Below are 25,217 nucleotides of genomic sequence, written 5' to 3' on the forward strand. Positions count from 1 at the left end.
GGCGGCCATGCCCGACCCATCCTCAGCACTGCATTTGTTCGCCGACGTGCTCGCACGCGTGCACGCCGCCTGCCGCGCGCTCGCGGCGGAATCCAACTGGCCCGAGGGCATCGATTTCTCGCGCGTGGTGGTCGAGCCGCCGCGCGATGCCACCCATGGCGACATGGCGACCAACGCGGCCATGGTGCTGGCGAAAGAGGCAAAGGCAAAGCCGCGCGATCTCGCCGAGCAGATTGCCGAGCGGCTGCGCGCCGACGCGCTGATCGCCAAGGTCGACGTCGCCGGTCCCGGCTTCATCAATCTGACACTGAAGCCCGCGGCCTGGGCCGAGGCGCTGCGAACAGTGCTGCGCGAGGCCGCCGATTACGGGCGCATCCGCGGCGGCTCCAAGGTCAATGTCGAATACGTCTCGGCCAATCCGACCGGACCGATGCATGTCGGCCACTGCCGCGGCGCCGTGTTCGGCGATGCGCTGGCGAGTCTGCTGCAGTTTGCCGGCCACGACGTCACGCGCGAATATTACATCAACGACGCCGGCGCGCAGGTCGACGTGCTCGCGCGCTCCGCGTTCCTGCGGTACCGCGAGGCGCTCGGCGAGAACATCGATGCGATCCCGGAGGGGCTCTATCCCGGCGACTATCTGAAGCCGGTGGGCGCTGCGCTGGCAAAGGAGCATGGCGACAAGCTCCTCGCGATGAGCGAGGCCGAGTGGCTGCCGACGGTGCGCGCCAAGGCGATCGCGATGATGATGGACGAGATCAAGGACGATCTCGCCGCCCTGAACATCCGTCACGACGTGTTCTTCTCGGAGCGCTCGCTGATCGAGAGCGGCAACAACAAGGTTGCCGAGACCATCGATTTCCTGAAGGCCAAGGGCGACATCTACGAGGGACGCCTGCCGCCGCCGAAGGGCGCGCCGGTCGAGGACTGGGAAGACCGCGAGCAGCTGCTGTTCAGGGCGACCGCCTACGGTGACGATGTGGATCGTCCGCTGATCAAGTCGGACGGCAGCTACACTTACTTCGCCTCCGACATCGCCTACCACAAGAACAAGTTCGACCGTGGTTTCGCCGAGATGATCGACGTTTGGGGCGCCGACCATGGCGGCTACATCAAGCGCATGCAGGCGGCGGTGAAGGCCACGACCTCAGGCAAAGGCTCGCTCGACGTCAAGATCGTCCAGCTCGTGAAGTTGCTGCGCAACGGCGAGCCGGTGAAAATGTCGAAGCGGAGCGGGGACTTCGTCACCTTGCGTGAGGTGGTGGATGAGGTCGGCCAGGACGCCGTCCGCTTCATGATGCTCTACCGCAAGAACGACGCGGTGCTCGACTTCGACCTCGCCAAGGTCATGGAACAGTCGCGCGACAACCCGGTGTTCTACGTCCAGTACGGTCACGCCCGCGGCCACTCGATCTTCCGCAACGCGCGGGCCGAGGTGTTCCCGGAACTCCCCGAGGAGGCCAACAAGCGCATCGCCTGGCTCAGTGAGTCGGCGATGGAACGGCTGTCCGACCCGGTCGAGCTCGACCTTCTCAAGCGCCTCGCAATTTATCCGCGGATGCTGGAAGCGGCCGCCAGCGCCCACGAGCCGCACCGAATTGCCTTTTATCTCTATGATTTAGCCAGCGAATTTCACGCACTTTGGACGAAGGGGCGCGATTTGCCCTATTTACGCTTCATTATCAATAATGATGCAGATCTAACAAAGGCGCGGCTGGCCATGGTCCAGGGCGTCGTCTCTGTCCTGGCATCGGGCCTCGCCATCCTCGGCGTCCATGCTCCGGACGAGATGCGGTAGTTTGGGGCGAACTACCTAAGGGGAATTTGGGGGTAACCGGCAGAAGCCGGATCGCTTAGACTTGGTTGACAGCCTTGTGGGTCGAAAGCCGTGCCTTGGTCGAGGGGCGCGCGGCTTTCCCGAAGGGACGCATCATCACGATGGCCGAACGATATCACGATAGACCGTTTCCTTCCGATGACTATGGTCGCGGTGGCGACCTGCATGCGAAGGCGGAAAGCGATCCCCTAGCCGAGCTCGCCCGCCTGATCGGTCAAACCGATCCGTTCGCTGCGCAGGGACGGCCCGCCCACCCGCCGGCGCCTACGCAGAGCTACCAGGACGACAACTACGCGCAGGACGATGATCAGCAGGATTATGCCGAGGAGGCTCCGCCGCCTCCGCCCGGACCGCCGTCATGGATGCGGCGCGCCAACGTGCAGCCGCAGCCGGCACCCGAACCCGACTATCCTGCCTCTGTGAGCCCGGTTCATCCGCTGCATCGCTATTCAGCCCAGCCGGCTGCCCCCGAGCCTGATTACCATCAGCCGCAGGCTTATCCGGATCACGGCTATCAAGATCAGGCTCAAGCCTACCAGGAGCAGGCCTATCAGGAGCCGTCTCCGCAGCCCGATCCGTCGCGCTACGACGATGCGCTCTACGGACGGCTGGAGGCGGGCGAGCAGGACTATCAGCGCGATCCCGCTTATCCGGACGACCCCTACGCGTTCCAGAGCGACTATCCCGAAGCGGACCTCGACGAGCCGAAGAAGCAGCGCGGCGGCATGATGACGATCGCGGCGATCCTTGCGCTGGCCGTGGTCGGCACCGGTGCGGCCTTCGCCTACAAGACCTATGTCGGCTCGCCCCGCAGTGGTGAGCCGCCGATCATCAGGGCCGACAACACGCCGACCAAGATCGTGCCGGCGCCGACGGACTCCTCGGCCAAGCTGCCGGATCGCATGGCGAGCGGCGACGGTTCCGAGAAGATCGTGCCGCGCGAGGAAGCACCCGTCGACGTCAACGCCAAGGCCAGCGGTCCCCGCGTGGTATTCCCGCCGCTGAACCAGAACGCCAATCCGCCGACGGTGGCGAGCGTCTCGCCCTCGGCGGTGCCGCCGCCGAGCGCAGGTCCGATGCCGGGCAACGGTACGATGCCGAACAATTCGCCGCGCCCGGTCAGGACCGTGGCCGTGCGGGGCGACCAGACCGATAGCGCCGCGCCGCAAGCCGCGGCGGCCAAGCCCGCGGCAACGGCCCCAAAGCCGGTCGCTGCGCCCGCTGCCCCAGCCGCACCGCGCAATCCGCCGACCTCGGCCAATGCCAGCGCGAATCAGCCGCTGTCACTGGCCCCGCAATCGGCGCCTGCCGAGCCGCCACAGCGGATGGCTGCGACCACCCCGACGCAAATCGCGCCCGCCAGCAGCGGCGGTGGCGGCTACGTCGTGCAGGTCTCCTCGCAGCAGACTGAGGAAAGCGCTCACGCCTCCTACCGGGTGCTTCAGAGTAAGTACGGCAGCGTGCTCGGCTCTCGCGCGCCGGTGATCAAGCGCGTCGATCTCACCGACAAGGGCAAGGGGATCGTTTACCGCGCCTTCGCCGGTCCCTATGGATCGGCCGAGGAGGCGACGCAGGCCTGCAACAGCCTGAAGTCCGCAGGCCTGTCGGCCTGCTTCGTCCAGAGGAATTAACGGCCGTTTCCTTGACCCCCTCGCAGGGCAGGGTTAATCGGCCCTTATGAGCACGCGGGCCTTCATTACCGGCGTTTCCGGAACGGAACTGACCGCCGCCGAGCGGGAGTTTATCCGCAGCGAACGCCCATGGGGTTTCATCCTCTTCAAGCGCAACGTCCAGACGCCGACGCAAGTTGCTGCATTGGTTGCTGAATTGCGGTCGGCCGCGAATGCGCCCGATGCGCCTGTCCTGATCGACCAGGAGGGTGGACGGGTGCAGCGACTGGGGCCGCCGCACTGGCCGGCCTACCCGCCAGGCGCCGTTTTCTCGAGCTTGTACGACGCTGATTCGGCGCTTGGGCTGACGGCGGCACGGCTCAGCGCCCGCCTGATCGCGGCTGATCTGGCCGAGCTCGGCATCACGGTGGACTGCCTGCCGCTCGCAGATGTGCCGGTGCCGGGTGCCGACGCCGTGATCGGGAACCGGGCCTACGGCACCTCGCCGGACAAGGTCGCGGCGATCGCCCGCGCGGTTACCGAAGGTTTGGAACAGGGCGGTGTGCTCCCCGTTCTGAAGCACATCCCCGGCCATGGCCGGGCGACCGCCGATACCCATTTCAAGCTGCCCACGGTCGGCACCGCCAGGGACGAGCTCGACCGGACCGACTTTGCGGCGTTCAAGCCGCTGGCCGACCTGCCGATGGCGATGACTGCACATGTTGTGTTTAGCGCCGTCGACCCCGCCCATCCGGCGACGACTTCTGCGACAATGATCGCTGACGTGATTCGCGCCGCAATCGGGTTCCAGGGTTTGTTAATGAGTGATGACGTGTCGATGAACGCGCTGGCGGGCACGATCGCCGAGCGGACCCGCGCCATCTTCGCGGCCGGCTGCGACATGGCCCTGCATTGCAACGGCAACATCGAGGAGATGCGGGAGGTCGCCGGCCAGACGCCTGAACTCGCGGGCAGGGCGCTCGAGCGGGCGAACGCCGCGCTTGCCGCGCGCAAGCCACCGCAGCCGTTTGATCGCGCGGCCGCCCGCACTGAGCTGGACGCATTGATCGCACGGGCAAACACGGCATCCGCATGACCGCAGAAATCCTATCGTTTGAAACCGGGCGGCCCGCAGAGCTCGCCGAAGGTGAGCCGGCGTTGGTGGTGGACGTCGAGGGCTATGAAGGTCCGCTCGACCTGCTGCTCGCGCTGGCGCGGCAGCAGAAGGTCGACCTCGCCAAGATTTCGATCCTGGCCCTCGCCGACCAGTACCTCCACTTCATCGAAGCCGCGCGAAAAATCCGGCTGGAGCTTGCGGCCGACTATCTCGTGATGGCCGCGTGGCTCGCCTTCCTGAAGTCACGCCTGCTGCTGCCGGAGCCGCCGAGTGCCGAAGGCCCGAGCGCGGAGCAGATGGCGACGGCGCTCGCCAACCGCTTGCGCCGGCTGGAAGCCATCCGCGAAGCCGCCAACCGGCTGATGAACCGCCCGCAATTGCAACGCGACATCTTCCCGCGCGGCGAGCCCGAGCACATCGCCGAGATCAAGCATCCGAAATACACCGCGACCCTGTACGACCTGCTCACCGCTTATGCCGCGCAGCGCCAGTCGCGGGTGCTGGCGAGCGTGCATCTGGCCAAGCGCACGGTGTGGTCGCTCGCGGAAGCGCGCGCCACGCTGGAGCGGCTGGTCGGCAGCATCAGCGAGCAGGATGACTGGGGCGTGCTCGACGACTTCCTGATCCGCCACGTCGCCGATCCGACGCAGCGCGCGACGGTGTTTGCCTCGAGCTTCGCCGCCGCGCTGGAGCTGGTGCGTGAAGGTCAGCTCGAGCTGAACCAGAAAGAGGCGTTTGCGCCCATCTATTTCCGGAAGGGGCGTCCCAAACCGGTCCCGGATGCAGCTCCTGCGCCCGACGCGCCGGTCGCTTAAGTGCAAGAAGGAGAATCTGCCATGGCAAGCCTGGCTGAAGTGCGGGTAGAAGAGGCCGAGCCGATGGAGAACGAGTCCCAGGCGCGTCCCGAAGAATTGCGGCTGCTGGAAGCGCTGCTGTTCGCCTCGAGTGAACCGCTGGATACCGCGACGCTGGCCAAGCGCATGCCCGAGGGCGTGGACGTCAAAGCCGCGCTGGAGCAGTTGCAGGCCGACTACGCCTTGCGTGGCGTCAACCTCGTGCGCGTCGCCAACAAATGGACCTTCCGCACCGCCGGTGATCTGTCCTGGCTGATGACGCGCGAGAGCCACGAGACTCGCCGCCTGTCGCGCGCGGCGATCGAGGTGCTGGCGATCATCGCTTATCACCAGCCGGTGACGCGTGCCGAGATCGAAGAAATCCGCGGCGTCGTCACCTCGAAGGGTACGCTCGACGTGCTGTTGGAGACCGGCTGGATCAAGCCACGCGGCCGCCGCAAGACGCCCGGCCGTCCGCTGACCTTCGGAACCACCGAGGAGTTCCTGTCGCAGTTCACCCTGGAACAGCTGGGGGACCTGCCGGGCCTGGAAGAGCTGAAGGGCACTGGCCTCTTGGATTCGCGCCTGCCGACTGGCTTTAGCGTGCCGACGCCGTCGGACGATCCACAGCTGCGCGAGGACGAGGATCCGCTGGAACCGGGCGAGGAACTCGATCTGGCTCTGGCCCCGGCGGTCGAGCCCGAAGCGCCGGAAGGCGGCAATGAAGGTGGCGCCGAGGGCAGCGCTGACGAATGACGCTCTGCCCCCTGCGACCAGTTAACGCTTAGCAAGATTACGTAGTGCCGACAGCGAATTGGCGCTGCGTTGGTCCTTGTTTTTGACACCTGCCAAGCCTAGGTTTCGGTGAAGATCGGCCGGGTCCCCGGCCATGCGCGTTTGGAGGGTTGCAGGATGGGTTCACTCAGCATTTGGCACTGGATCCTGGTGATCGCAGTGGTCCTGCTGCTGTTCGGCCGCGGCAAGATTTCGGATCTGATGGGCGACGTGGCGCAGGGCATTAAGGCGTTCAAGAAGGGCATGCAGGACGACGAGAAGGTCGCCGACAAGCCCGAGCCGGCCAAGTCCATCGAGCACAACGCCGCACCGACTGCGGCCCGGTCCGACGTCGGCAGCAAGGCCGTCTGAGCAGAGAGCACGCGAGACGCGGGTAGCGGCCCCGATCCTGCGCGCAAGGGATTGGGCCGGCCGCGGCTTCGCGTGAACGGAAGACCTCATGTTCGACATCGGGTGGAGTGAACTGGTCCTGATCGGGGTCGTGGCCCTGGTTGCCATCGGCCCGAAAGAGCTGCCGGGCGTGCTGCGCATGGTCGGGCAGTGGATGGGCAAGGCGCGCAAGATGGCCGCCGAATTCCAGGGCCAGTTCCAGGAAGCGATGCGCGAGGCCGAGATGGCCGACCTCAAGAAGAGCTTTGATGAGGTCAAGGAAGCCGCTTCCAGCTTTTCCGGCAACAATTTGATGACCTCGCTTCAGAAGGACGTCAGCGACTCGCTCCGCGTCGATGCGCTGGATAGGCCGGCTGAGACGTCGACGACCACCGCCGTCGAGCCGCCGTCGACCCCAACGACACCGAAAGCGCCGACGCCGGAGACCTTCGTGGAAGCCGAGGCGCATGCGGCCGTGACCGAGCCGCTCGCCATCACCCGCGAGGTCGAGCCGGCTGAGGTGATCCAAGACCACGTCACTCACGACACCGCGCCATCCGAGGCGACCAAGGACGCCAAAGCGTCATGAGCGACGCCGATATCGAGGCCAGCAAAGCCCCGCTGATGGACCATTTGATCGAGCTGCGCTCGCGGCTGATCAAGGCGCTGCTCGGCTTCGGCGTGGCCTTCATCTTCTGCTTTTTCTTCGCCAAGCAGATCTACAACGTGCTGGTCTGGCCCTTTGTGTGGGTCGCGGGTCCCGAGAACTCCAAGTTCATCTACACGGCGCTGCTGGAATATTTCATCACCCAGCTCAAGCTGGCGCTGTTCGGCGCCGGCTTCATCTCGTTCCCGATCGTGGCGACGCAGATCTACAAGTTCGTGGCGCCCGGCCTCTACAAGCACGAGAAGCAGGCCTTCCTGCCGTATCTGGTCGCGACCCCCTTCTTCTTCGTGCTCGGTGCTGCGCTGGTCTATTTCGTCGTCCTGCCGATGCTGGTCCGCTTCTCGCTCGGCATGCAGCAGGCCGGCAGCGACGAGACCGCGCAGATCCAGCTCCTGCCCAAAGTCGGCGAATATCTGTCGCTGATGATGTCGCTGATCTTCGCCTTTGGCATCGCGTTCCAGCTCCCGGTAATCCTGACGCTGCTCGGCCGCATCGGCATCATCACCTCGAAGATGCTGCGCGAGAAGCGCCGCTATTTCATCGTCATCGCCTTCGTCATCGCGGCCGTGCTGACCCCGCCCGACGTCCTAAGCCAATGCTCGCTCGCGATTCCCTTGCTGGCGCTCTATGAAGGCTCGATCATCGCGGTGGCGATGGTGGAGAAGAAGGCGGCCGCGTCGTCGCAGGCCTCCACCGGCACCGACGTGTCGACGCCGGCCAATCCGGCGGAGTAGGGGCCACACTCGCTGTCATTCCCCGCGAAGGCGGGGAATCCAGTACGCCGCGACCCATCGAGGAATCAGTCCCGTCTCTGGAATACTGGATCGCCCGCTTTCGCGGGCGATGACAGAGTGCTAGGGGAGACGCGCTGACGTACAACGTTCGTCGTTGTATGTTTACGCGCTGACCCAGGACCACGGCCATGCACGATATCAAAGCGATCCGCGACAATCCGCAAGCCTTCGACGCCGGTCTCGCCCGGCGTGGCCTGAAGCCGTCGTCGGCCTCGCTGCTCGCGATCGACGAGAAGCGGCGCGCGGCGATCCTGGCGTCCGAGCAAGCGCAGGCGCGGCGCAATGCAGCGTCCAAGGAAATCGGCGACGCCAAGAAGGCGAAAGATGAGGCGCGCGCGGCCAAGCTGATGGCCGAGGTTGCGGAGCTCAAGACCACGATGCCCGAGCTCGAAGCCGCCGCGACAGCTGCCGACGAGGAGCTGACCAAAGAGCTGTCCGCGATTCCGAACATTCCGTTCGACGAGGTGCCCGACGGCCTCGACGAGCACGGCAACGTGCAGCACCATGTGTTCGGCAAGGCCCGCAACTATTCGTTCGCGCCCAAGCTGCATGATGATCTCGGCACCGCGCTCGGCTACATGGATTTCGAGGCGGCGGCAAAACTCTCCGGCGCGCGCTTCGTCGTGCTGAAGAAGGGGCTAGCGCGACTCGAACGCGCGATCGGGCAGTTCATGCTCGACCTGCACACCAACGAGCATGGCTACACCGAGATCAACCCGCCGCTGCTGGTGCGCAACGAGGTGATGTTCGGCACAGGTCAGCTGCCGAAATTCGAGGACGACCAGTTCTGGGCGATCAAGGGCGAGTTGCTTGCGGCGCCCGATCACGAGCGGCTGAAGACCGACCGCCTTGGCCTCATCCCGACGGCGGAAGTCTCGCTCACCAACCTCGCGCGGGAATCCATTCTTGACGAGAAGCAGCTGCCGATGCGGCTCACCGCGCTGACGCCATGCTTCCGCGCCGAGGCGGGCGCTGCCGGGCGCGATACGCGCGGCATGATCCGTCAGCACCAGTTCACCAAGGTCGAGCTGGTCTCGATCACCACGCCCGAGACCAGCAAGGACGAGCTGGAGCGGATGCTGGCCTGCGCCGAAGAGGTGCTGCGCCAGCTCGACCTGCACTACCGCGTGATGACGCTCTGCGCAGGGGATATGGGCTTCTCGTCGCAAAAAACCTATGACATCGAGGTCTGGATGCCCGGGCAGGGCGACGGCGGCATGTTCCGTGAGATTTCGAGCTGCTCGGTCTGCGGCGACTTTCAGGCGCGGCGCATGGATGCGCGCTCGCGCGGGCCGGACGGCAAGCCGCGCTTCGTGCACACGCTGAACGGCTCCGGCACCGCGGTCGGCCGCGCGCTGATCGCCGTGATGGAGACCTATCAGCAGCAGGACGGCTCGATCGCCGTCCCGGACGTGCTCCAGCCCTATATGGGCGGGCTCAAGGTGATCGCGCGCGACTAATCGCGTTGCTCGGCTGTCACGCTGGAAACGTTTGGTTGCGAAGATCGGGCGGCCGGTTATCCTGCCGGCCACCCGACAACGCGAACCCAACCGTTCATGGCCTTGCACCGCGACATCTTCTGGGTCGGCAGACAATGGGCGGTGACGGGCGCCGGCATCCAGGCCGTCGACCAGCGGCTGCGCGGTGTTCTCGACATCGAGATCGCGCGGCTCTGGGATGACGATCTTGTGCAGAGCCGGCGGGCTAAGCCCGGGGTGAATGCCGCGGATTTCGACAAGGCGCTGACGGTGGCCCGCGCACGCTTTCCGCAGACGCCGGTGTCGGATCCGTTGGTTGCGCAGCTGGAGGCGCTCGGCGTGATCGAGGGGCCCGTCCCAAGTCCGGTCGTGCCGGCGATGAAGCTGCGTGCGGAAGGCCGGCTCGCGCGCTTTCTGCCGCAGTGGCGCGTCCGCCGGTAACAAGACGGGACGCGGAACCTGGCCGGACCCAATCGGCGCGGTTTGCCTGATCGGCCCCGGCCGGATAAGACGGCTCAGGCCCGCTTTCTGGAAACGACCTCTCGCATGCGCATTCTCTGCACCAACGACGACGGCATCCACGCCCCCGGCCTCAAGGTCGTGGAGGAGATCGCGCAGGCGCTCTCCGACGACGTTTGGGTCGTTGCCCCCGAGCTTGACCAGTCCGGCGTCTCGCATTCGCTGTCGCTGAACGACCCCCTGCGCTTGCGCGAGGTCGGACCAAAGCACTTCGCCGTGCGCGGCACACCGACCGACTGCGTCATCATGGGCGCGCGGCACATCCTGGGTGCCAAGCTGCCGGATGTCGTGCTGTCCGGCGTCAACAAGGGACGCAACGTCGCCGAGGACGTGGTCTACTCCGGCACCATCGCCGGCGCGCTGGAAGGCACGATCCTGGGCTTGCCGTCGTTCGCGCTGTCGCAGGAGTTCAGCGTCGAGACCCGTGAGCGGCCGCCATGGGACACCGCGCGCAAGTTCGGTCCCGACATCCTGCGCAAGGTGATTGCCGCCGGCATTCCCAAGGATACCGTCATCAACGTCAATTTCCCGTCCTGCGCGCCGGAGGATGTGCTGGGCATCCGCGTCACGCGTCAGGGCAAGCGCAATCTCGGTTTCCTGCGGATCGACGAGCGCAGGGACGGCCGCGGCAATCCCTATTTCTGGATCGGGTTCGAGCGCGCAGCGATGATGGATACGCCGGCAGACGGCACCGATCTGGCGGCGCTTCGCGACCGCTACGTCTCGGTCACGCCGCTCAGGCTCGACCGCACCAATGAAGCGTTCTCGGAAGAGTTGAGCGCGACGTTAAAGTGAAGGCGATTTGGACATAGCGGCTAGCCGCCGCGCAGCGCCGCTTCGATGGTCTTGCCGAGCGCGTCGAGCTGAAACGGCTTCTGCAGCGCCGGCCGGTCGCGGTACTGCTCGGGCAGGCCGGAGGAGCCGTAGCCGGTGGCGAAGATGAAGGGGCAGCCCTTGGCCTGGATGAGGTCGGCGACCGGGGAGATGACCTTGCCGTTGACGTTGACGTCGAGAATGGCGATGTCGAACTCGGTCGCCTCCGCGAGCCGCATGGCCTCGCTGATATCGCCGGCCTCGGCGGCCACTGTGTAGCCGAGCTCTTCGAGCATGTCCGCGACCATCATCCTGATCATCACCTCGTCCTCGACGAGGAATACAGAGCGGCCCGAAAGCCCTGTCGCAGTCATTGTCGTTGAGTCCTTGCCCGTTTGCGGAAAACGTTCGCAGATATTACGAATCGACGCAATGCGCGTTTCAGCGAACGGACACCCGAAAAGGGTGTTTGCGGCGAGCCCGACGCAAGCCATTTTATGGTCAAATGCCGCAACAGAGCGCCATGTGGGGTTCCTGAGCAGGAACAAGACCCCTGCGGCGGCTTTTGGCAATGCAAGTGACAAGCAGACCTGACGAGGCGACACAAGCAGCGATGCCCCCCAATCAGCACCCGCCGGAAAAGATGATGTTTCAGCTCACGCTGAGGCGTCGGGGCATCAGCGATCAGGCGGTGCTGCGGACCATGGAGGAGGTGCCGCGCGACGAGTTCGTCGACGAGGCCGATCGCGAGGGGGCCTATCGCGACAGTGCGCTGCCGATCGCCTGCGGCCAGACCATTAGCCAGCCCTTCGTGGTTGCCTACATGACCGAGCAGCTCCAGCTCCAGAAGCAGCACCGCGTGCTTGAGATCGGCGCCGGCTCGGGCTATCAGGCGGCAGTGCTGTCGCGGCTAGCAGGCCAGGTGCTTACGGTCGAGCGCTATCGCAAGCTTGCCGACACGGCGCGCGCCAGGCTTGAAAAGCTCGGCTGTCACAATGTTGAGGTGATGCTCGGCGATGGTCTCAACCTGCCACCCAATATCGGCCCGTTCGACCGCATCATCGTCACCGCCGCGCTGGAGCAGCTTCCGGAGAACCTGGTCGAGCGGCTTGAGGTCGGCGGCATCCTGATAGCTCCGGTCGGTCCGCATCAGGGCGTGCAGACGCTGATCCGCCTGAGCCGCACCGCGGCCGGGATCGAGCGCAAGGAACTCGTCGAGGTGCGCTTCGTGCCTGCGCTGCCCGGCGTGGCGCGGGAGCTGTAGATTCCCGGATTGGCTGTGCTGCCAACATCTTATTGGGAGGGTTAAGCCGTTATTTACTCGGCGCGTGTTTACTTAAAAGACCAGTTCTGTTGCGTACGAGTGAGTAACCATGTCTGTCGTCGCCGAGTTGCTTTACTCGCGCCGCGTGCCGCAGGTCGCGGTGCTGGCGCTGATCTCCTTCAGCTTTGCGGGGTGCAGCGCCGACATGTCGTCGCGGCTGTCCCAATCGAATTTCTCCAATCCCTTCGCGTCTGAGCAGACCGGTTCGGTGCAGCAGGCCCCGCCGCCGCAGCGCGAGCTGCCGCAATATGCGCGGCCGCAGACCCAGCCCGGCTCTTACCAGTCGCAGCCCTTGCCGCCGCCCGCGGTGTCCGCGCCGCAATCCTATCCCGTTGCGGCTGGTGGTGGCGTGTCCGGAGGCGGTCGCGGCGTCAGCTCCTATGCACCCCCGACGCAGCCGCACCTCGAGACCACGGCCACCGTGCCGCCGCGCTCGGTCGCGGCCGCCCAGCCCGCCGGCGGGACCAAGATCATCGTCGGCACCAGCGACACGCTCGACGTGCTCGCCAAGCGCTATCACGTGACGCCGCAGGCGATCCTCGCCGCCAACGGCTACAAGGGCCCGCGCGCGCTTTCGCCCGGCCAGCAGCTGATCATTCCGCATCCGGCCACGGCCGCAGCGCCGGCCCCGGTGATGGCGCCCGTCGCCGCAGCGCCTGCTGCGAAGCCGGTTGCAGTCATGGCTGCGCCATCGAGCTCCCACTTCGTCAACCGCGGCGACACGCTCGTCAGCATCGCCCGCAAGAACCACATCTCGGCGGCCGAGCTTGCCCGGGCCAACGGCATCGAGCCGTCGGCCAAGCTCAAGCTCGGCACCAAGCTGATCGTGCCCGGTGCCAAGACCGCCGCTATTGCGGCGTCGGCTGCTGCGGCTCCGGTCGCGGCCGCTCCGGTTGCGGGGACGTTCCAGCCGGTCGCGGCGGCTCCGGCGCAGGCAACCAAGATGGCGGCCGCCGCCGCGCCGGTGCAGAGCGCGCGCCTCGCCCAGGCCACAGCCAATGTCGAAGAGAAGCCTGCGGAGGCTCCGGCGAAAGCCGCCGAGACCACCAGTGCGCTGCCGACCTTCCGCTGGCCGGTGCGCGGCAAGGTGGTCACGAGCTACGGCGCCAAGACCAACGGCAAGTCCAACGACGGCATCAATCTCGCGGTGCCCGAGGGGACGCCGGTCAAGGCGGCCGAAGACGGCGTCGTCGCCTATTCCGGCAACGAGCTGAAAGGTTACGGCAATCTGGTCCTGGTTCGGCACTCCAATGGCTACGTCACCGCATATGCCCATGCGAGTGAGCTGTTGGTGAAGCGCGGCGATACCATCAAGCGCGGTCAGGTCATTGCCAAGTCGGGTCAATCCGGGGAGGTGGCGTCGCCGCAGCTCCACTTCGAGATCCGTAAGGGATCGAGCCCGGTTGACCCGCTTCAATTCCTGAACGGGGCGTAAGGCCTACGCAGAGTAGGACACGCAATCGCCACAAGCACACTGTCATCGCCCGCGAAAGCGGGCGATCCAGTACGCCGCGGCCTCTCGATCGATCACAACTGTCTCTGGAATACTGGATTCCCCGCTTTCGCGGGGAATGACAGTTGTGGGTTGGGCTATAACTCCGGCTACGCCACCGTCAGCTTCACACCCATTCGTCCCGCCAGCTCCTGCACGAACTGCCAGGCGACACGGCCCGAGCGCGAGCCGCGTGTGGTCGACCATTCCAGCGCCTCGCGCTCCAGCGCCTCGTCGTCGACGTTAATGCCGAAATGACTGCAATAGCCGCGCACCATGGCGAGGTATTCGTCCTGGCTGCAACGGTGGAAGCCAAGCCACAGGCCGAAGCGATCCGACAGCGACACCTTCTCCTCGACGGCTTCGCCGGGATTGATCGCGGTCGAGCGTTCGTTCTCGATCATCTCACGCGCCAGCAGATGGCGGCGGTTCGAGGTGGCGTAGAGGATGACGTTCTCGGGCCGGCCCTCGATGCCGCCTTCGAGCACGGCCTTGAGTGACTTGTACGACGCATCATTGCCGTCGAAGGAGAGATCGTCGCAGAACACGATGAAGCGGAAGGAGGAGGCGCGTAAGCGCTCCATCAGCGCGGGCAGGCTCTCGATGTCCTCGCGATGGATCTCGATCAGCTTCAACCTGTCCGCCGGCTTGCGCTCCGCATTGATGCTGGCATGCGCGGCCTTCACCAGCGACGACTTACCCATGCCGCGCGCGCCCCAGAGCAGGGCGTTGTTGGCGGGCAGCCCATTGGCGAAGCGCTCGGTGTTCTCCATCAGGATGTCGCGCATCCTGTCGACGCCCTTCAGCAGGAACAGCTCGACCCGGCTGACCCGTGGCACCGCCGAGAGTCGGCCGTCGGGATGCCAGACATAGGCGTCCGCCCGTTCGAACGCCTCTGGGATGACGGCGGGCTTGCGCTGGGCGGCGAGATGCGCCGCAATGGTCTCCAGTGCGCGGACAATGCGCTCCTGGGAGAGGTCGGCCGGGGCTGCCTTGAGCTCAGCCTTGGGGCGATTTGCCGCGATGCGGGCGGGCTTGCGGGCAGGGGTGTGGGGGCCTTTGCCGGCCGGGCTTTTGCTTGGTTTTTTGGGCATATCTGAAGTTCCTGAGAACGCAGCCTTATCGGGCCTGACGGCGCGCTGCAAGGTGGCCAAAAGGGCGGTCTGGCAGCGTTGCAATTGGGGCGGTGGCCGCTATAGTCCGCGCGAATTTGACCGAACCGGTCGCCTTTGAGGGCCTGACCGGCTGTCCCCCGTTCTCACGAGGATCGTCCGAATGCTGATTACCCCTGCGTATGCCCAGGCTGCGGGCGCCGGCGACACCAACAGCATGTTGATGTCGCTGCTGCCGTTCGCCCTGATCTTCGTGATCATGTACTTCCTGATTCTGCGTCCGCAGCAGAAGAAGGTGAAAGACCACGCCGATCTCGTGAAGAACATCCGCCGCGGCGACACCGTCGTGACCTCGGGCGGCCTTGTCGGCAAGGTCACCAAGGTCGTCGACGACGACCAGATCGAATTCGAGATATCCGATGGCGTGCGCGTGCGGCAGATGCGCCAGATGATCTCCGGCGTGCGTGCCAAGGGCGAGCCGGCCAAGGAAAGCGCGAAGGAAGCCGCCAAGGACGACACCGCGGCGAAGTGAGCGCTTTCCCGCGAGTTTCCTAAGTTTGCTGCAAGCTCCTGATCTGACAGGTCCAGTCGATGTTGTATTTCACGCGGTGGAGGGCGCTCGGGATTATCCTGACAGCGCTGATCGTGTGCCTCTGCGCGGTCCCGAACTTCTTCCCCGAGGCGCAGGTCAAGACCTGGCCCGCCTGGGCGCAGCGCCGGCTCGTGTTGGGTCTCGATTTGCAGGGCGGCTCCTCTCTGCAGCTTGAAGTCGATTCCGCATATGTGAAAAAGGAGCGGCTGGAGCAGATCCGGGACGACGTCCGTCGCGTGCTGCGCGAGGCCAAGATCGGCTTCACCGGCGGCGTGACGGTACGCAACGACGCGGCCGAAGTTCGCATCACCAAGGACACCGATCTTCAGCCTGCGCTTGCCAAGCTGCGCGAGTTGGCCCAGCCGATTGGCGGCCTGATGGGGTCCGGCGGACAGCGCGACCTTGAAGTCGTCGACGCCGGTGGCGGATTGATCCGCCTCAGTATTCCGGAGGCCGCGATGCTCGATCGCATGCGCAAGACCATCGAGCAATCGATCCAGATCGTCGAGAAGCGCGTCAACGAGCTCGGCACCGTCGAACCCATCATCCAGCGTCAGGGTAACGACCGCATCCTGGTGCAGGTGCCGGGTTTGCAGGATCCCACCCACTTGAAGGAATTGCTGGGCAAGACCGCGAAGATGGAATTCCGCATGGTCGATCCCTCGGTGCCGCCGGACCAGGCGCAGCAGGGCAGGATTCCGCCGGAGTCCGAGTTCCTGGCGGCCGCCAATCCTCCGCCGCCCGGCTACGTCGTGAAGAAGCAGGTGCTGGTTGCGGGCGGCGACCTGAAGAACGCCCAAGCGACCTTCGACCAGCGTACCAATGAGCCGGTCGTCAGCTTTCAGTTCAACACCTCGGGAGCGCGCAAGTTCGCGCAGGCGACGCAGGAGAATGTCGGGCTGCCCTTCGCGATCGTACTCGACAACAAGGTGATCTCGGCGCCGGTCATCCGCGAACCGATCACCGGCGGTCAGGGCCAGATCTCCGGCAGTTTCACCGTGCAGTCGGCCAACGACCTCGCAATCCTCTTGCGCGCCGGCGCGCTGCCGGCGCCCCTGACGGTCGTGGAAGAGCGCACGGTCGGTCCGGGCCTCGGCCAGGACTCGATCGAGAAGGGCGAGCTCGCCGCCTATGTCGGCTCGATCCTGGTCGTTGTGTTCATGCTGTTGACATACCGGCTGTTCGGCGTATTCGCCAACATCGCCGTCTGTATCAACGTCGCAATGATCTTCGGCCTGTTGTCGCTGCTCAGCGCCACACTGACGCTGCCCGGCATCGCCGGCATCGTGCTGACGGTCGGTATCGCGGTCGACTCCAACGTGCTGATCTATGAGCGCATCCGCGAGGAGTTGCGCGGCGGCAGAAGCCCGATCTCGGCGATCGACGCAGGCTTCACCCGGGCGCTTGCCACCATTCTCGACTCCAACATCACCACATTCATCGCCGCTGCAGTGCTGTTCATGATCGGCACCGGTCCGGTGCGCGGCTTCGCAGTGACGCTCGGCATCGGCATCATCACGACGGTCTTCACCGCCTTCACCATGACTCGCCTGATCGTGGCATGGTGGGTGCAGTGGAAGCGGCCGAAGACTGTGCCGATTTGACAATTCGAGGCCGGCTGTGACCACTACTCAACTCGTTCTCACTTCTCTCGGCGTCCTGATTGCCGTGCTGACCGTGGTCAGCGTGCTTGGCCTCCTGCCGTCGCTGCGCATCGTCCCGGACAATACGCATTTCGACTTCACGCGCTTCCGCCGCATCAGCTTCCCGATGTCGGCTGTGCTGTCGATCGTCGCCATCACGCTGTTCTTCACGCACGGCCTGAACTTCGGCATCGACTTCAAGGGCGGCACCTTGATGGAGGTACGCGCCAAGTCAGGCTCCGCCGATCTTGCGCAGATGCGCACGAGCCTTGGCAGCCTCGGTCTCGGCGAAGTCCAGCTGCAGCAATTCGGCGGCCCCGCCGACGTGCTTCTCCGCGTTGCTGAGCAGCCGGGCGGCGACAAGGCGCAGCAGGCAGCCGTCGACAAAGTTCGCGGCGCCCTCGGCGAGTCCGTGGAGTATCGCCGCGTCGAGGTGGTGGGCCCGCGGGTCTCCGGCGAGCTGCTGGGTTGGGGCATGGCCGGCCTGATGCTCGCGATCGGCGCGATCCTGCTCTACCTCTGGTTCCGCTTCGAGTGGCAGTTCGCGCTCGGCGCCATGATCGCCAACGTGCACGACATCGTGCTGACGATCGGTTTCATGTCGATCAGCCAGGTCGATTTCGACCTGACCAGCATCGCGGCGCTGCTCACCATTCTCGGCTATTCGCTCAACGACACCGTCGTCATCTACGACCGTATCCGCGAGATGCTGCGCCGCTACAAGAAGATGCCGATGCCGCAGCTGCTCAACGAGTCCATCAACTCGACGCTGTCGCGCTCCATCATCACCCACTTCACGGTGACGCTGGCGCTGCTGGCCCTGCTGCTGTTCGGCGGCCATGCGATCCACAGCTTCACCGCGGTGATGATGTTCGGCGTGGTGCTGGTCGGCACCTACACCTCGATCTTCATCGCGGCCCCGATCCTGATCTATCTCGGCGTCGGCGAACATCGCGAGGATGCGCCCGAGACGGCCACGCCGGCGAAGAAAACCAAGGCATGATCCGAACCCTATGCCCTCGCACGCGTTTGCGGGGGTAGTCAGCCCATTCGGACGAGGCTCATGGCCGGCGATCCCAACGCTCCGCATTTTCCGCGCTCGGCGCCGATCGAGGCCTATGGCAAGGGCGGTTTTGCCTTTGCCGGCATGTCGCACCGCGGCTCGCTGCTCTGCCTGCCCGACGCGATCTGGGCCTGGGATGTGACCGACCCTGCGCAGATCGACCGCTATTCGCTGGACCGCGTGTTCACGGCCGCCAACAGCATCGACACGCTGCTGATCGGCACCGGAACCGGGCTCTGGCTGCCGCCGCCCGCCCTGCGCCAGGCGCTGAAAGCGGTGAGGGTGGTGCTGGACACGATGCAGACCGGCCCCGCCGTGCGCACCTACAACATCATGATCGGCGAACGGCGGCGCGTCGCGGCTGCGCTGATCGCCGTGCCATGAGCAGCGCCGCGCCGCCGCCCGACACCGTTACCTTCTGCGCCGACCTCGTGCGTAGCCACGACTTTCCGCACTATGCGGCGACGTTGTTCGCGCCTGCCGCCGAGCGCCGCGCGCTATTGGCGCTCTACGCCTTCAATGTCGAGATCGTCCGCGTCCGCGACCAGGTGAGCCAGCCGTTGCCCGGTGAGATCCGCTTTCAGTGGTGGACCGATCTGCTCGCGGGCCATGTCCATGGCAGCGCCGAGGGCAACCCGGTGGCGGCGGAGCTGCTCCGCGCGATCCGCGATTTCGACCTGCCGGTCGAACCGCTGTCGCTGCTCGTCGATGAGCATCAGTTCGACCTCTACAACGATCCAATGCCGACCATGGCGGCCCTGGAAGGCTATCTGGCGGCGACCTCATCGGCGCTGTTCGCGCTCGCAGCCCGCATCATGGCGCCACCTTCGGACGCGACCGAGCATCTCGCCCGGCATGCCGGATTGGCGCAGGGCATGGTCCAGGTCATCGTCAACCTGCCGCGAGACGCCGCGCACCGGCAATTGTTCCTGCCGCAGCAGGTGCTGGCGCGCCACAATTGCAGCATGGAGGACGTGTTCGCCGGCAAGGAGACGCCGAACCTGCGCGCCGCGCTGGAGCAGATCGTGGGCGAGGCGCAGCAGCATTTGGCGACAGCGCTCTCGTTGCTGAGGAAGGTGCCGGCCGCGGCCCGCGCGGCCTTTCTGCCGCTGGGACAGGTACGGGCCGATCTCAAGCGCCTGTCGCAGCCCGGCCGCAATCCATTCGCCCCGCAGCCGATCTCGCGGCTGCGCGCGCTGTGGACGCTGTGGCGCGCTTCACGTTCCCGGGAATTTACCAAATAGCGGGTGGCATATCGCCTGAGCCGGCCAAATGCTCTATGCTGTCCCATGGCCGAGTTGTCCCAAAGCAAGTCTGTCGATCCCGGCGGCTTTCCGGTCGCACCTGAAGACATTCACGCCGCCGCCGAGACCATCCGCGGCGCTGTCGTCGAGACGCCATGCAACTACAGCCGGACGCTGAGCAGCATCTGTGGCTGCGACGTCTGGCTGAAATTCGAGAACCTCCAGTTCACCTCCTCGTTCAAGGAGCGCGGCGCCCTCAACCGGCTCACCGCGCTGACGCCAGGAGAGCGCGCGCGTGGCGTCATCGCGATGTCCGCGGGCAACCACGCACAGGGCGTTGCCTATCACGCGAGGCGGCTCGGCATTCCCGCCACCATCGTCATGCCCGTGGGCACGCCGATGGTGAAGGTCGAGAACACCAGGCACCACGGCGCCGAAGTGGTGGTGACGGGCGCGACGCTGGAGGAGGCTGCGGCGTTCGCGCGCAACCATGGCGAAGCCCGTGGCATGATCTTCGTCCATCCTTACGACGATCCGCTTGTCATCGCCGGACAGGGGACGGTGGGGCTGGAGATGCTCAAGGCCGTGCCGGAGCTCGACACGCTGGTCGTCCCGATCGGCGGCGGCGGGCTGATCAGCGGCATCGCCATTGCCGCCAAATCAATCAAGCCGTCGCTGCGGATTCTTGGCGTCGAAGCCTGGCTCTACCCCTCGATGTACAACGCCATCCACGACGGCAATCTGCCGGCGCGCGGTGACACGCTCGCCGAAGGCATCGCGGTGAAATCGCCGGGCAAGATCACCACCGAGATCGTCCGCCACCTCGTCGACGACATTGCGCTCGTCAACGAAGCCGAGCTCGAGCGCGCGGTCGCGACCCTGATCTCGATCGAGAAGACCGTCGTCGAGGGCGCCGGCGCCGCCGGCCTTGCCGCGCTGATGTCCGATCCGTCCCGCTTCGAAGGCCAGAAGGTCGGCCTGGTGCTGAGCGGCGGCAATATCGACACGCGACTGATCGCTTCGGTCCTGACGCGGGAGCTGGCCCGCGAGGGGCGGCTAACCCAATTATCACTCGATATTCCGGACCGGCCCGGGCAATTGGCAGCCGTGGCGGCCCTGCTGGCCGAGGCCGGGGCCAACATCATCGAGGTCTCGCACCAGCGGACCTTCTCCGATCTGCCGGCCAAGGCGACGCTGCTGCAACTCGTGATCGAGACCCGCGATGCCGCGCATCTCGACGAGGTCATGGCCAGGCTCGGGGCCTCTGGACTGAGCGCACGCTGCACGTGAACGTCGCATCGCGACATCCGACGCGATCGCTACTCCGGCAGACCCGCAATACGAAGTGCGTCGCCAAGGGATGAAGCGAGCGCTGGGTCACAATTGACGCCCGCAAACTGGCGGCCATAGCGAAAGGTCGGGTGCAACTCCAGCACACGCGCAGCCGCCGCCTTCGCTTCCTGCAAGCGTCCGAGCCTTGCCAGAGCCGCGGCCAATTGCACATGGGTAATGCTGTGGCGGGGATTGGCCTGGACCGCGCGGTAGGCGGCGTGACAGGCCGCCTCATACCGCCCACGATGGAAGTGCCCCAGAGCCTGCGCGTCGAACGCTGCGAAAGCCCAGGAATCGAACGGGCTGAGCCGCATGCCCTTTTCGCTCCATTCGATCGCGCGGTCGGCATCGCCACCCCAGCCGAGCATGACACTGCCAAGGATATAGGTCAGCGCCGATGAGGGGCTGATCGCGAGCGCGGCGTCAAGTGCAGTAAAGGCCGCTGCGCGATCATGCCCATCCATGCCGATCGAAAATCCGGCCAGGGTGAGGGCGACCGCGTCATCCTGCCCGTGGGCGATGGCGGATCGTGCGTGGCGGATGGACGCCGTACGATTGGTCTCCTGCAAACCGGCGCGCAGGAACAGGCAATGATGGCACATCGCAGCGTTGCCGTGAGCCAGCGCATAGTCAGGTTCGAGCGCGATCGAACGTTCGAGCAGCACCAGCGCCTGTGTGACCTGTTCCGGCATGCCGGAATCGACATCCGGCTGGGCACGCAGGGCGAGGTCATAGGCATCGAGGCTGTCAGGCCGCTTGCGCCTGACCCTGTTGAGCTCGGCGCGCCGCAGGCTCGGCGCGATGGCGCCGACGACCGACATCGCGATGTCGTCCTGGAGGGCGAAAATATCGTCGGAACGGCGGTCGTAGCGCTCGGCCCATAGATGCACGCCGGTCGAAGCGTCGATCAGCTGACCTGTGATGCGCACGGTCGTGCCGGTCTTCCGGACGCTGCCTTCCAACACGTACCGCACGCCGAGCTCTCGGCCGACTTGCTTCACGTCGACCACGCGGCCCTTATAGGCGAATGTCGAATTCCGTGCGATCACGAACAGCCATTTGATGCGCGACAGGCCGGTGACGATGTCGTCGACCATGCCGTCGGCGAAGTAGTCCTGCGCCGCATCGCTGCTCAGATTTGAAAAGGGCAGCACTGCGACCGATGGCTTCTCGGGCAGCGTCAGCCGTTGCGCTTCTGAGGCGGCCGATGCGTGATCCAGCATCCTCACGGACGGACCGATATAGCGATAGCCACGTCGCGGCAGGGTCTCGATCCAGTGGGCCTCTCCCGAGATATCCGCCAGCATGCGCCGTACAGCTGCGATCTGAACGGTCAGGTTGCTGTCTTCGACCGTTTGGTTGGGCCACGCCGCCTCGATCAGCTCATCCTTGGAAACCGGCGCGCCGGCCCGCCGCACCAGCAGGGCGAGAAGCAGCACTGCGCGCTGGCCGAGCGGGGTCGGCTCGGCCCCACCGAAAAGAATCCCCGCGTCAGCGTCGAGCCGGAATGGACCAAATTCAAGGATCGCGGCCATAGCCTAAGAAGGGCACATTTCGCAGCGTTTTTGCAACATTTTCCGAACGGCTTCGCGACTTTCCGCCGCAGCCGGATCACCATGGCGCGGTTTTCAAGGGAAGCCGCAGCGAGCTTTGGAGGTTCACATGAGCGCGAAACCAATTATCCGCAGGCCCGGCGACACCAAAGGGGTCATGCTCCGCGGCCACCCGATGGCCTTTCTCGTGACCGGCGAGGACACCGAGCATACCAGCATGTTCGACTGGACGATCCCGGCAGGGTTTGCCACCGGCCGGCACGTTCACCGCGTGCAGGAAGAGACTTTTTACATGCTGAAAGGCGAGTGCGAATGGCATGTCGGCGACGAAGTCGTCCGCGCCACACCGGGGACGTACCTCTTCATTCCGCCGGGGGTGCCCCACAACATCACCAATGTCAGCGAAAAAACAGCCCGCGTGCTCATGACGGTGTCTCCGCCGGGGCACGAACGTTACTTCGAGGAGCTCGCCAGGCTGACCGCCAGCGGACCGCCGGATGCGAAAGCCATCAGCGAATTGCGCGCCCGCTTCGATACTGATCAGCTGTCGGCGCTGACGACCACGGTTTGAAGTTCGCGCTATCGCCTGGCCAAACCCGTGAGGTGGTCGATCAGCCGATCGATCTCGGCTTCCGTGTTGTAACAATGCGGGGACGCCCGCACGACCGGCGGCAGGGCGCGGATTTCGGCATCGATGCGGGTGCTCGCAGGGTCCGAAGCGCCGATCGTGATGCCGGCTGCCGCGGCGCTGCGGACGATCGCATCGGCGTCATGCTCCTCCATCGTGAAGCTGACGATCGCGCCCGGCGTGCGTCCGAGGTCGCGAATTTCGACGCCGCGAATGGATGCAAGGCCGGCACGCAAGCGATCGGCGAGCATGCGGCAGCGCTGTTCGATCGGGCCAAGACCGATGTCGAGCGCATAGTCCACTGCAGCGCCCAGCCCCAGCCGGGCCGCATAATTGTTCTCCCAGGTCTCGAAACGGCGCGCATCGTCCCGAAGCCGGTATTCATCTCGTGCGACCCAAGGCGCCGCGAAGTGGTCGATCATCGGCGGCTCGAGGCGTTGCAGCAGCGGCCCGCGAACGTAGAGAAAGCCGGTGCCGCGCGGGCCGCGCAGGAATTTACGCCCGGTCGCCGACAGCATGTCACAGCGGATGGCTTCGACGTCGACCTCCATTTGGCCGACGGCCTGGCAGGCGTCGAGCAGATAAGGGATGCCGTGCGCCCGGGCGATCTTGCCGATCGCCGCTGCGGGATTGACCAGCCCGCCATTGGTCGGCACCCAGGTGATCGCTATCAGCTTTACGCGCGCATCGATCATGCGTTCGAGCGCGCGGACGTCGAGCTCGCCGGTGGCATCGCTCGGCACGATGTCGATGATCGCGCCGGTGCGTCTCGCGACCTGAAGGAATGCGACGTAATTGGCGGCGTATTCCGCCTCGGCAGTCAGGATCCGGTCGCCCTCGCGGAACGCAAGCGCGTAGAACGCCATCTGCCAGGCGACCGTGGCGTTCTCTACCAGCGCAATCTCGTCGGGCGCGGCATTCAGCAGTCGGGCTACCGAGCCGTACACGGCGTCGAGCCGATCGGCCTCGCGGTCGGCGGCGGCATAGCCTCCGATCTCGCTCTCCAGATCGATATGCTGCTTCATCGCCGCGACGACGGCCGTCGGCATGAGGGCTGCGCCGGCGTTGTGGAGATATGCGAGCCGGGAAGCGGCGGGCGTGTCGGCGCGTATCCTGTCGATGTCGATCACGTACTGGTCTCCGCATCCGCTGTCCCGGTCCTATGAATTAGGCGTGATGACGCGTACGAGCAAGCTTGTGGGTCGCTTGGAATAGAATGGCGGATTATTGCTCGATCTTGGTATCTAATTCCAATACGGCGGGTTATCGGCCTAAGCTTTGAGAAAACCGGCGACTCCGAACGCGGTATCCTCGGAGGATCGGAAAACCGGCCATGCAAGAGAAAACGCAGATATCACGCTCGGCGAGCGGAGCGCCCAGGACCGACATCACGCGACGGATCGACCTCACGACCCTCAGGCTGTTCATCGCAATCTGTGAAGAAGGCAATTTGACGCGCGCCTCGCAGCGCGAAGCGATCGCGCCCTCCGCCGTCAGCAAGCGCATGCATGATCTCGAGGAGCTGCTCGAGGTCGCCTTGTTCGAGCGGCACCCGAACGGCATGGCGCTGACGCCGGCCGGCGAGTCGCTGCTGCATCATGCGCGCGTGACGCTGCTCAATGTCGAGAAGATCGCAGTCGACATGGCCGAGCATGCGCGCGGCGTGCGCGGTCATGTACGCATGTTGGCCAATCTGTCGTCGATCGTCGAGTTCCTCCCCGACGATCTGCCCGGCTTCTTCCGCTCGCACGAACTGGTGCGCCTTGATCTGCAGGAGCGTCCCAGCGCCGATGTCGTTCGCGGCGTGGAGGAGGGCGTGGCCCAAATCGGCATCTGCTCGGCCGACGTGTCGACGCGCGGTCTGGATCGGTTTTCCTATCGGCGGGACCGCCTCGTCATCGTGGTGCGGTCCGACCATCCGCTAGCTCGGGCGACGGACCTGTCCTTCGCCGATACGCTCGACTACGACCATATCGGCCTGTTTGCGACGAGCTCGATCTATCTGCGCTCGCAATACACGGCGCAGCAGATCGGCAAGTCGATCCGGCTGCGGGTTCACGTTCCTGGTTTCGATGCCGTGTGCAGGATGGTGCAGGCCGGGATGGGCATCGGCCTCATTCCCGACCGTGCGTTCGAGGTCCTCAGTCACGGCATGAACCTGACCGCTATCGAATTGACGGATGACTGGGCCGATCGCGAGCTGGTGCTGGTCGCGAGAGATCGGGCAGGGTTGTCGGCGACGAGCCAGCTGATGCTCGACCATCTGCGATCGCTTGGCAGACCACATTGACGCTGCCCTCGGCCTCGTTCGTCATCCGCGAACGCGTGTTCATCAAAGGATATTGGACTTAACACCCTGCACTCGGCGACACCACGATCAAACAAGATCGAGGAGCGCCGGA

General features: G+C 65.3%; 25 protein-coding genes. 21 read left to right on the forward strand and 4 right to left on the reverse strand.

The annotated features are described in order from the left end of the window. The first annotated feature begins 7 nt into the window (after positions 1 to 7). The 11 genes from argS (at position 8) to surE (ending at position 10,814) form a co-directional block, all read left to right on the forward strand. Positions 8 to 1,798: an arginine--tRNA ligase gene (gene argS / locus JJB99_RS18825; protein ID WP_200493838.1), complete on the forward strand. Its 1,791-nt coding sequence runs from the start codon at positions 8 to 10 to the stop codon at positions 1,796 to 1,798. A gap of 140 nt (positions 1,799 to 1,938) precedes the next feature. After that, positions 1,939 to 3,468, forward strand: coding sequence for an SPOR domain-containing protein (locus JJB99_RS18830; RefSeq protein ID WP_200500218.1), 1,530 nt, complete (start codon positions 1,939 to 1,941; stop codon positions 3,466 to 3,468). A 46-nt stretch (positions 3,469 to 3,514) separates the two neighbouring features. Next, the gene (gene nagZ, locus JJB99_RS18835) at positions 3,515 to 4,543 is read left to right on the forward strand and encodes a beta-N-acetylhexosaminidase (protein ID WP_200493839.1); all 1,029 of its coding nucleotides are present in this window, start codon (positions 3,515 to 3,517) and stop codon (positions 4,541 to 4,543) included. After that, positions 4,540 to 5,379 (forward strand): segregation and condensation protein A, encoded by an 840-nt coding sequence (locus JJB99_RS18840; protein ID WP_200493840.1) that lies wholly within the window; start codon positions 4,540 to 4,542, stop codon positions 5,377 to 5,379. The genes nagZ and JJB99_RS18840 overlap by 4 nt, the downstream gene beginning before the upstream one ends. A 21-nt stretch (positions 5,380 to 5,400) precedes the next feature. Then, the gene (gene scpB, locus JJB99_RS18845) at positions 5,401 to 6,153 is read left to right on the forward strand and encodes an SMC-Scp complex subunit ScpB (protein WP_200493841.1); all 753 of its coding nucleotides are present in this window, start codon (positions 5,401 to 5,403) and stop codon (positions 6,151 to 6,153) included. Positions 6,154 to 6,309: 156 nt separating this feature from the next. Next, entirely contained in the window at positions 6,310 to 6,543 is a 234-nt protein-coding gene (locus tag JJB99_RS18850) for a twin-arginine translocase TatA/TatE family subunit (protein ID WP_200493842.1), read from the forward strand. Between the two features lie 88 nt (positions 6,544 to 6,631). Beyond that, positions 6,632 to 7,150 carry a Sec-independent protein translocase protein TatB gene (gene tatB / locus JJB99_RS18855; protein ID WP_200493843.1) on the forward strand — a complete coding sequence of 173 codons (519 nt, stop codon included), beginning with the start codon at positions 6,632 to 6,634 and terminating at the stop codon, positions 7,148 to 7,150. Next, positions 7,147 to 7,962, forward strand: coding sequence for a twin-arginine translocase subunit TatC (gene tatC / locus JJB99_RS18860; RefSeq protein ID WP_200493844.1), 816 nt, complete (start codon positions 7,147 to 7,149; stop codon positions 7,960 to 7,962). Before tatB ends, tatC begins: the two co-directional genes overlap by 4 nt. Before the next feature lie 188 nt (positions 7,963 to 8,150). Then, entirely contained in the window at positions 8,151 to 9,482 is a 1,332-nt protein-coding gene (gene serS / locus JJB99_RS18865) for a serine--tRNA ligase (RefSeq protein ID WP_200493845.1), read from the forward strand. Between the two features lie 96 nt (positions 9,483 to 9,578). Beyond that, a complete protein-coding gene (locus tag JJB99_RS18870; RefSeq protein WP_200493846.1) occupies positions 9,579 to 9,941 on the forward strand; it encodes a hypothetical protein in 363 nt (120 codons plus the stop codon). A gap of 105 nt (positions 9,942 to 10,046) precedes the next feature. After that, positions 10,047 to 10,814 carry a 5'/3'-nucleotidase SurE gene (gene surE / locus JJB99_RS18875; protein WP_200493847.1) on the forward strand — a complete coding sequence of 256 codons (768 nt, stop codon included), beginning with the start codon at positions 10,047 to 10,049 and terminating at the stop codon, positions 10,812 to 10,814. Positions 10,815 to 10,834: 20 nt separating this feature from the next. Here the strand turns inward: surE and JJB99_RS18880 are convergent, their stop codons facing one another. Beyond that, on the reverse strand, positions 10,835 to 11,206 hold the full coding sequence (locus JJB99_RS18880; RefSeq protein WP_200493848.1) for a response regulator: 372 nt from the start codon (positions 11,204 to 11,206) through the stop codon (positions 10,835 to 10,837). Between the two features lie 239 nt (positions 11,207 to 11,445). Between JJB99_RS18880 and JJB99_RS18885 the strand changes: the two genes are divergently transcribed. Then, positions 11,446 to 12,096 (forward strand): protein-L-isoaspartate(D-aspartate) O-methyltransferase, encoded by a 651-nt coding sequence (locus JJB99_RS18885; RefSeq protein WP_200493849.1) that lies wholly within the window; start codon positions 11,446 to 11,448, stop codon positions 12,094 to 12,096. Between the two features lie 109 nt (positions 12,097 to 12,205). After that, positions 12,206 to 13,591, forward strand: coding sequence for a LysM peptidoglycan-binding domain-containing M23 family metallopeptidase (locus JJB99_RS18890; protein WP_200493850.1), 1,386 nt, complete (start codon positions 12,206 to 12,208; stop codon positions 13,589 to 13,591). A 167-nt stretch (positions 13,592 to 13,758) separates the two neighbouring features. On the opposite strand, the gene JJB99_RS18895 is transcribed toward JJB99_RS18890, so the two are convergent. Next, entirely contained in the window at positions 13,759 to 14,742 is a 984-nt protein-coding gene (locus tag JJB99_RS18895; protein ID WP_200493851.1) for an ATP-binding protein, read from the reverse strand. 181 nt (positions 14,743 to 14,923) lie between these two features. On the opposite strand from JJB99_RS18895, the gene yajC reads away from it, so the two are divergent. From yajC to JJB99_RS18925, 6 genes are read left to right on the forward strand one after another with little or no spacing between them, the layout of a single operon-like run. Continuing rightward, the gene (gene yajC, locus JJB99_RS18900) at positions 14,924 to 15,292 is read left to right on the forward strand and encodes a preprotein translocase subunit YajC (protein ID WP_200493852.1); all 369 of its coding nucleotides are present in this window, start codon (positions 14,924 to 14,926) and stop codon (positions 15,290 to 15,292) included. Between the two features lie 59 nt (positions 15,293 to 15,351). Then, the gene (secD, locus tag JJB99_RS18905) at positions 15,352 to 16,956 is read left to right on the forward strand and encodes a protein translocase subunit SecD (protein WP_200493853.1); all 1,605 of its coding nucleotides are present in this window, start codon (positions 15,352 to 15,354) and stop codon (positions 16,954 to 16,956) included. A 16-nt stretch (positions 16,957 to 16,972) separates the two neighbouring features. Beyond that, positions 16,973 to 17,998, forward strand: a complete 1,026-nt coding sequence (secF, locus tag JJB99_RS18910; RefSeq protein ID WP_200493854.1) for a protein translocase subunit SecF — start codon at positions 16,973 to 16,975, stop codon at positions 17,996 to 17,998. 60 nt (positions 17,999 to 18,058) lie between these two features. Then, complete coding sequence (locus tag JJB99_RS18915) at positions 18,059 to 18,442, forward strand: Mth938-like domain-containing protein (RefSeq protein ID WP_200493855.1); 384 nt, start codon at positions 18,059 to 18,061, stop codon at positions 18,440 to 18,442. Next, complete coding sequence (locus JJB99_RS18920) at positions 18,439 to 19,302, forward strand: phytoene/squalene synthase family protein (RefSeq protein ID WP_200493856.1); 864 nt, start codon at positions 18,439 to 18,441, stop codon at positions 19,300 to 19,302. The genes JJB99_RS18915 and JJB99_RS18920 overlap by 4 nt, the downstream gene beginning before the upstream one ends. Before the next feature lie 45 nt (positions 19,303 to 19,347). Then, entirely contained in the window at positions 19,348 to 20,592 is a 1,245-nt protein-coding gene (locus JJB99_RS18925) for a threonine ammonia-lyase (protein ID WP_200493857.1), read from the forward strand. Positions 20,593 to 20,621: 29 nt separating this feature from the next. Here JJB99_RS18925 and JJB99_RS18930 read toward each other — a convergent pair whose 3' ends face one another. Further along, on the reverse strand, positions 20,622 to 22,169 hold the full coding sequence (locus JJB99_RS18930) for a winged helix-turn-helix domain-containing protein (protein ID WP_200493858.1): 1,548 nt from the start codon (positions 22,167 to 22,169) through the stop codon (positions 20,622 to 20,624). A gap of 127 nt (positions 22,170 to 22,296) precedes the next feature. Here JJB99_RS18930 and JJB99_RS18935 point away from each other — a divergent pair, with 127 nt between their 5' ends. Then, the gene (locus tag JJB99_RS18935) at positions 22,297 to 22,758 is read left to right on the forward strand and encodes a cupin domain-containing protein (protein WP_200493859.1); all 462 of its coding nucleotides are present in this window, start codon (positions 22,297 to 22,299) and stop codon (positions 22,756 to 22,758) included. An 8-nt stretch (positions 22,759 to 22,766) separates the two neighbouring features. Here the strand turns inward: JJB99_RS18935 and JJB99_RS18940 are convergent, their stop codons facing one another. After that, on the reverse strand, positions 22,767 to 23,945 hold the full coding sequence (locus JJB99_RS18940; protein WP_200493860.1) for an aminotransferase class V-fold PLP-dependent enzyme: 1,179 nt from the start codon (positions 23,943 to 23,945) through the stop codon (positions 22,767 to 22,769). A 203-nt stretch (positions 23,946 to 24,148) separates the two neighbouring features. Between JJB99_RS18940 and JJB99_RS18945 the strand changes: the two genes are divergently transcribed. Then, positions 24,149 to 25,105, forward strand: a complete 957-nt coding sequence (locus JJB99_RS18945) for a LysR family transcriptional regulator (protein WP_200493861.1) — start codon at positions 24,149 to 24,151, stop codon at positions 25,103 to 25,105. Positions 25,106 to 25,217 lie beyond the last annotated feature (112 nt).

The organism is Bradyrhizobium diazoefficiens (genome assembly GCF_016616235.1).
In the GTDB taxonomy this organism is placed as follows: domain Bacteria; phylum Pseudomonadota; class Alphaproteobacteria; order Rhizobiales; family Xanthobacteraceae; genus Bradyrhizobium; species Bradyrhizobium diazoefficiens_H.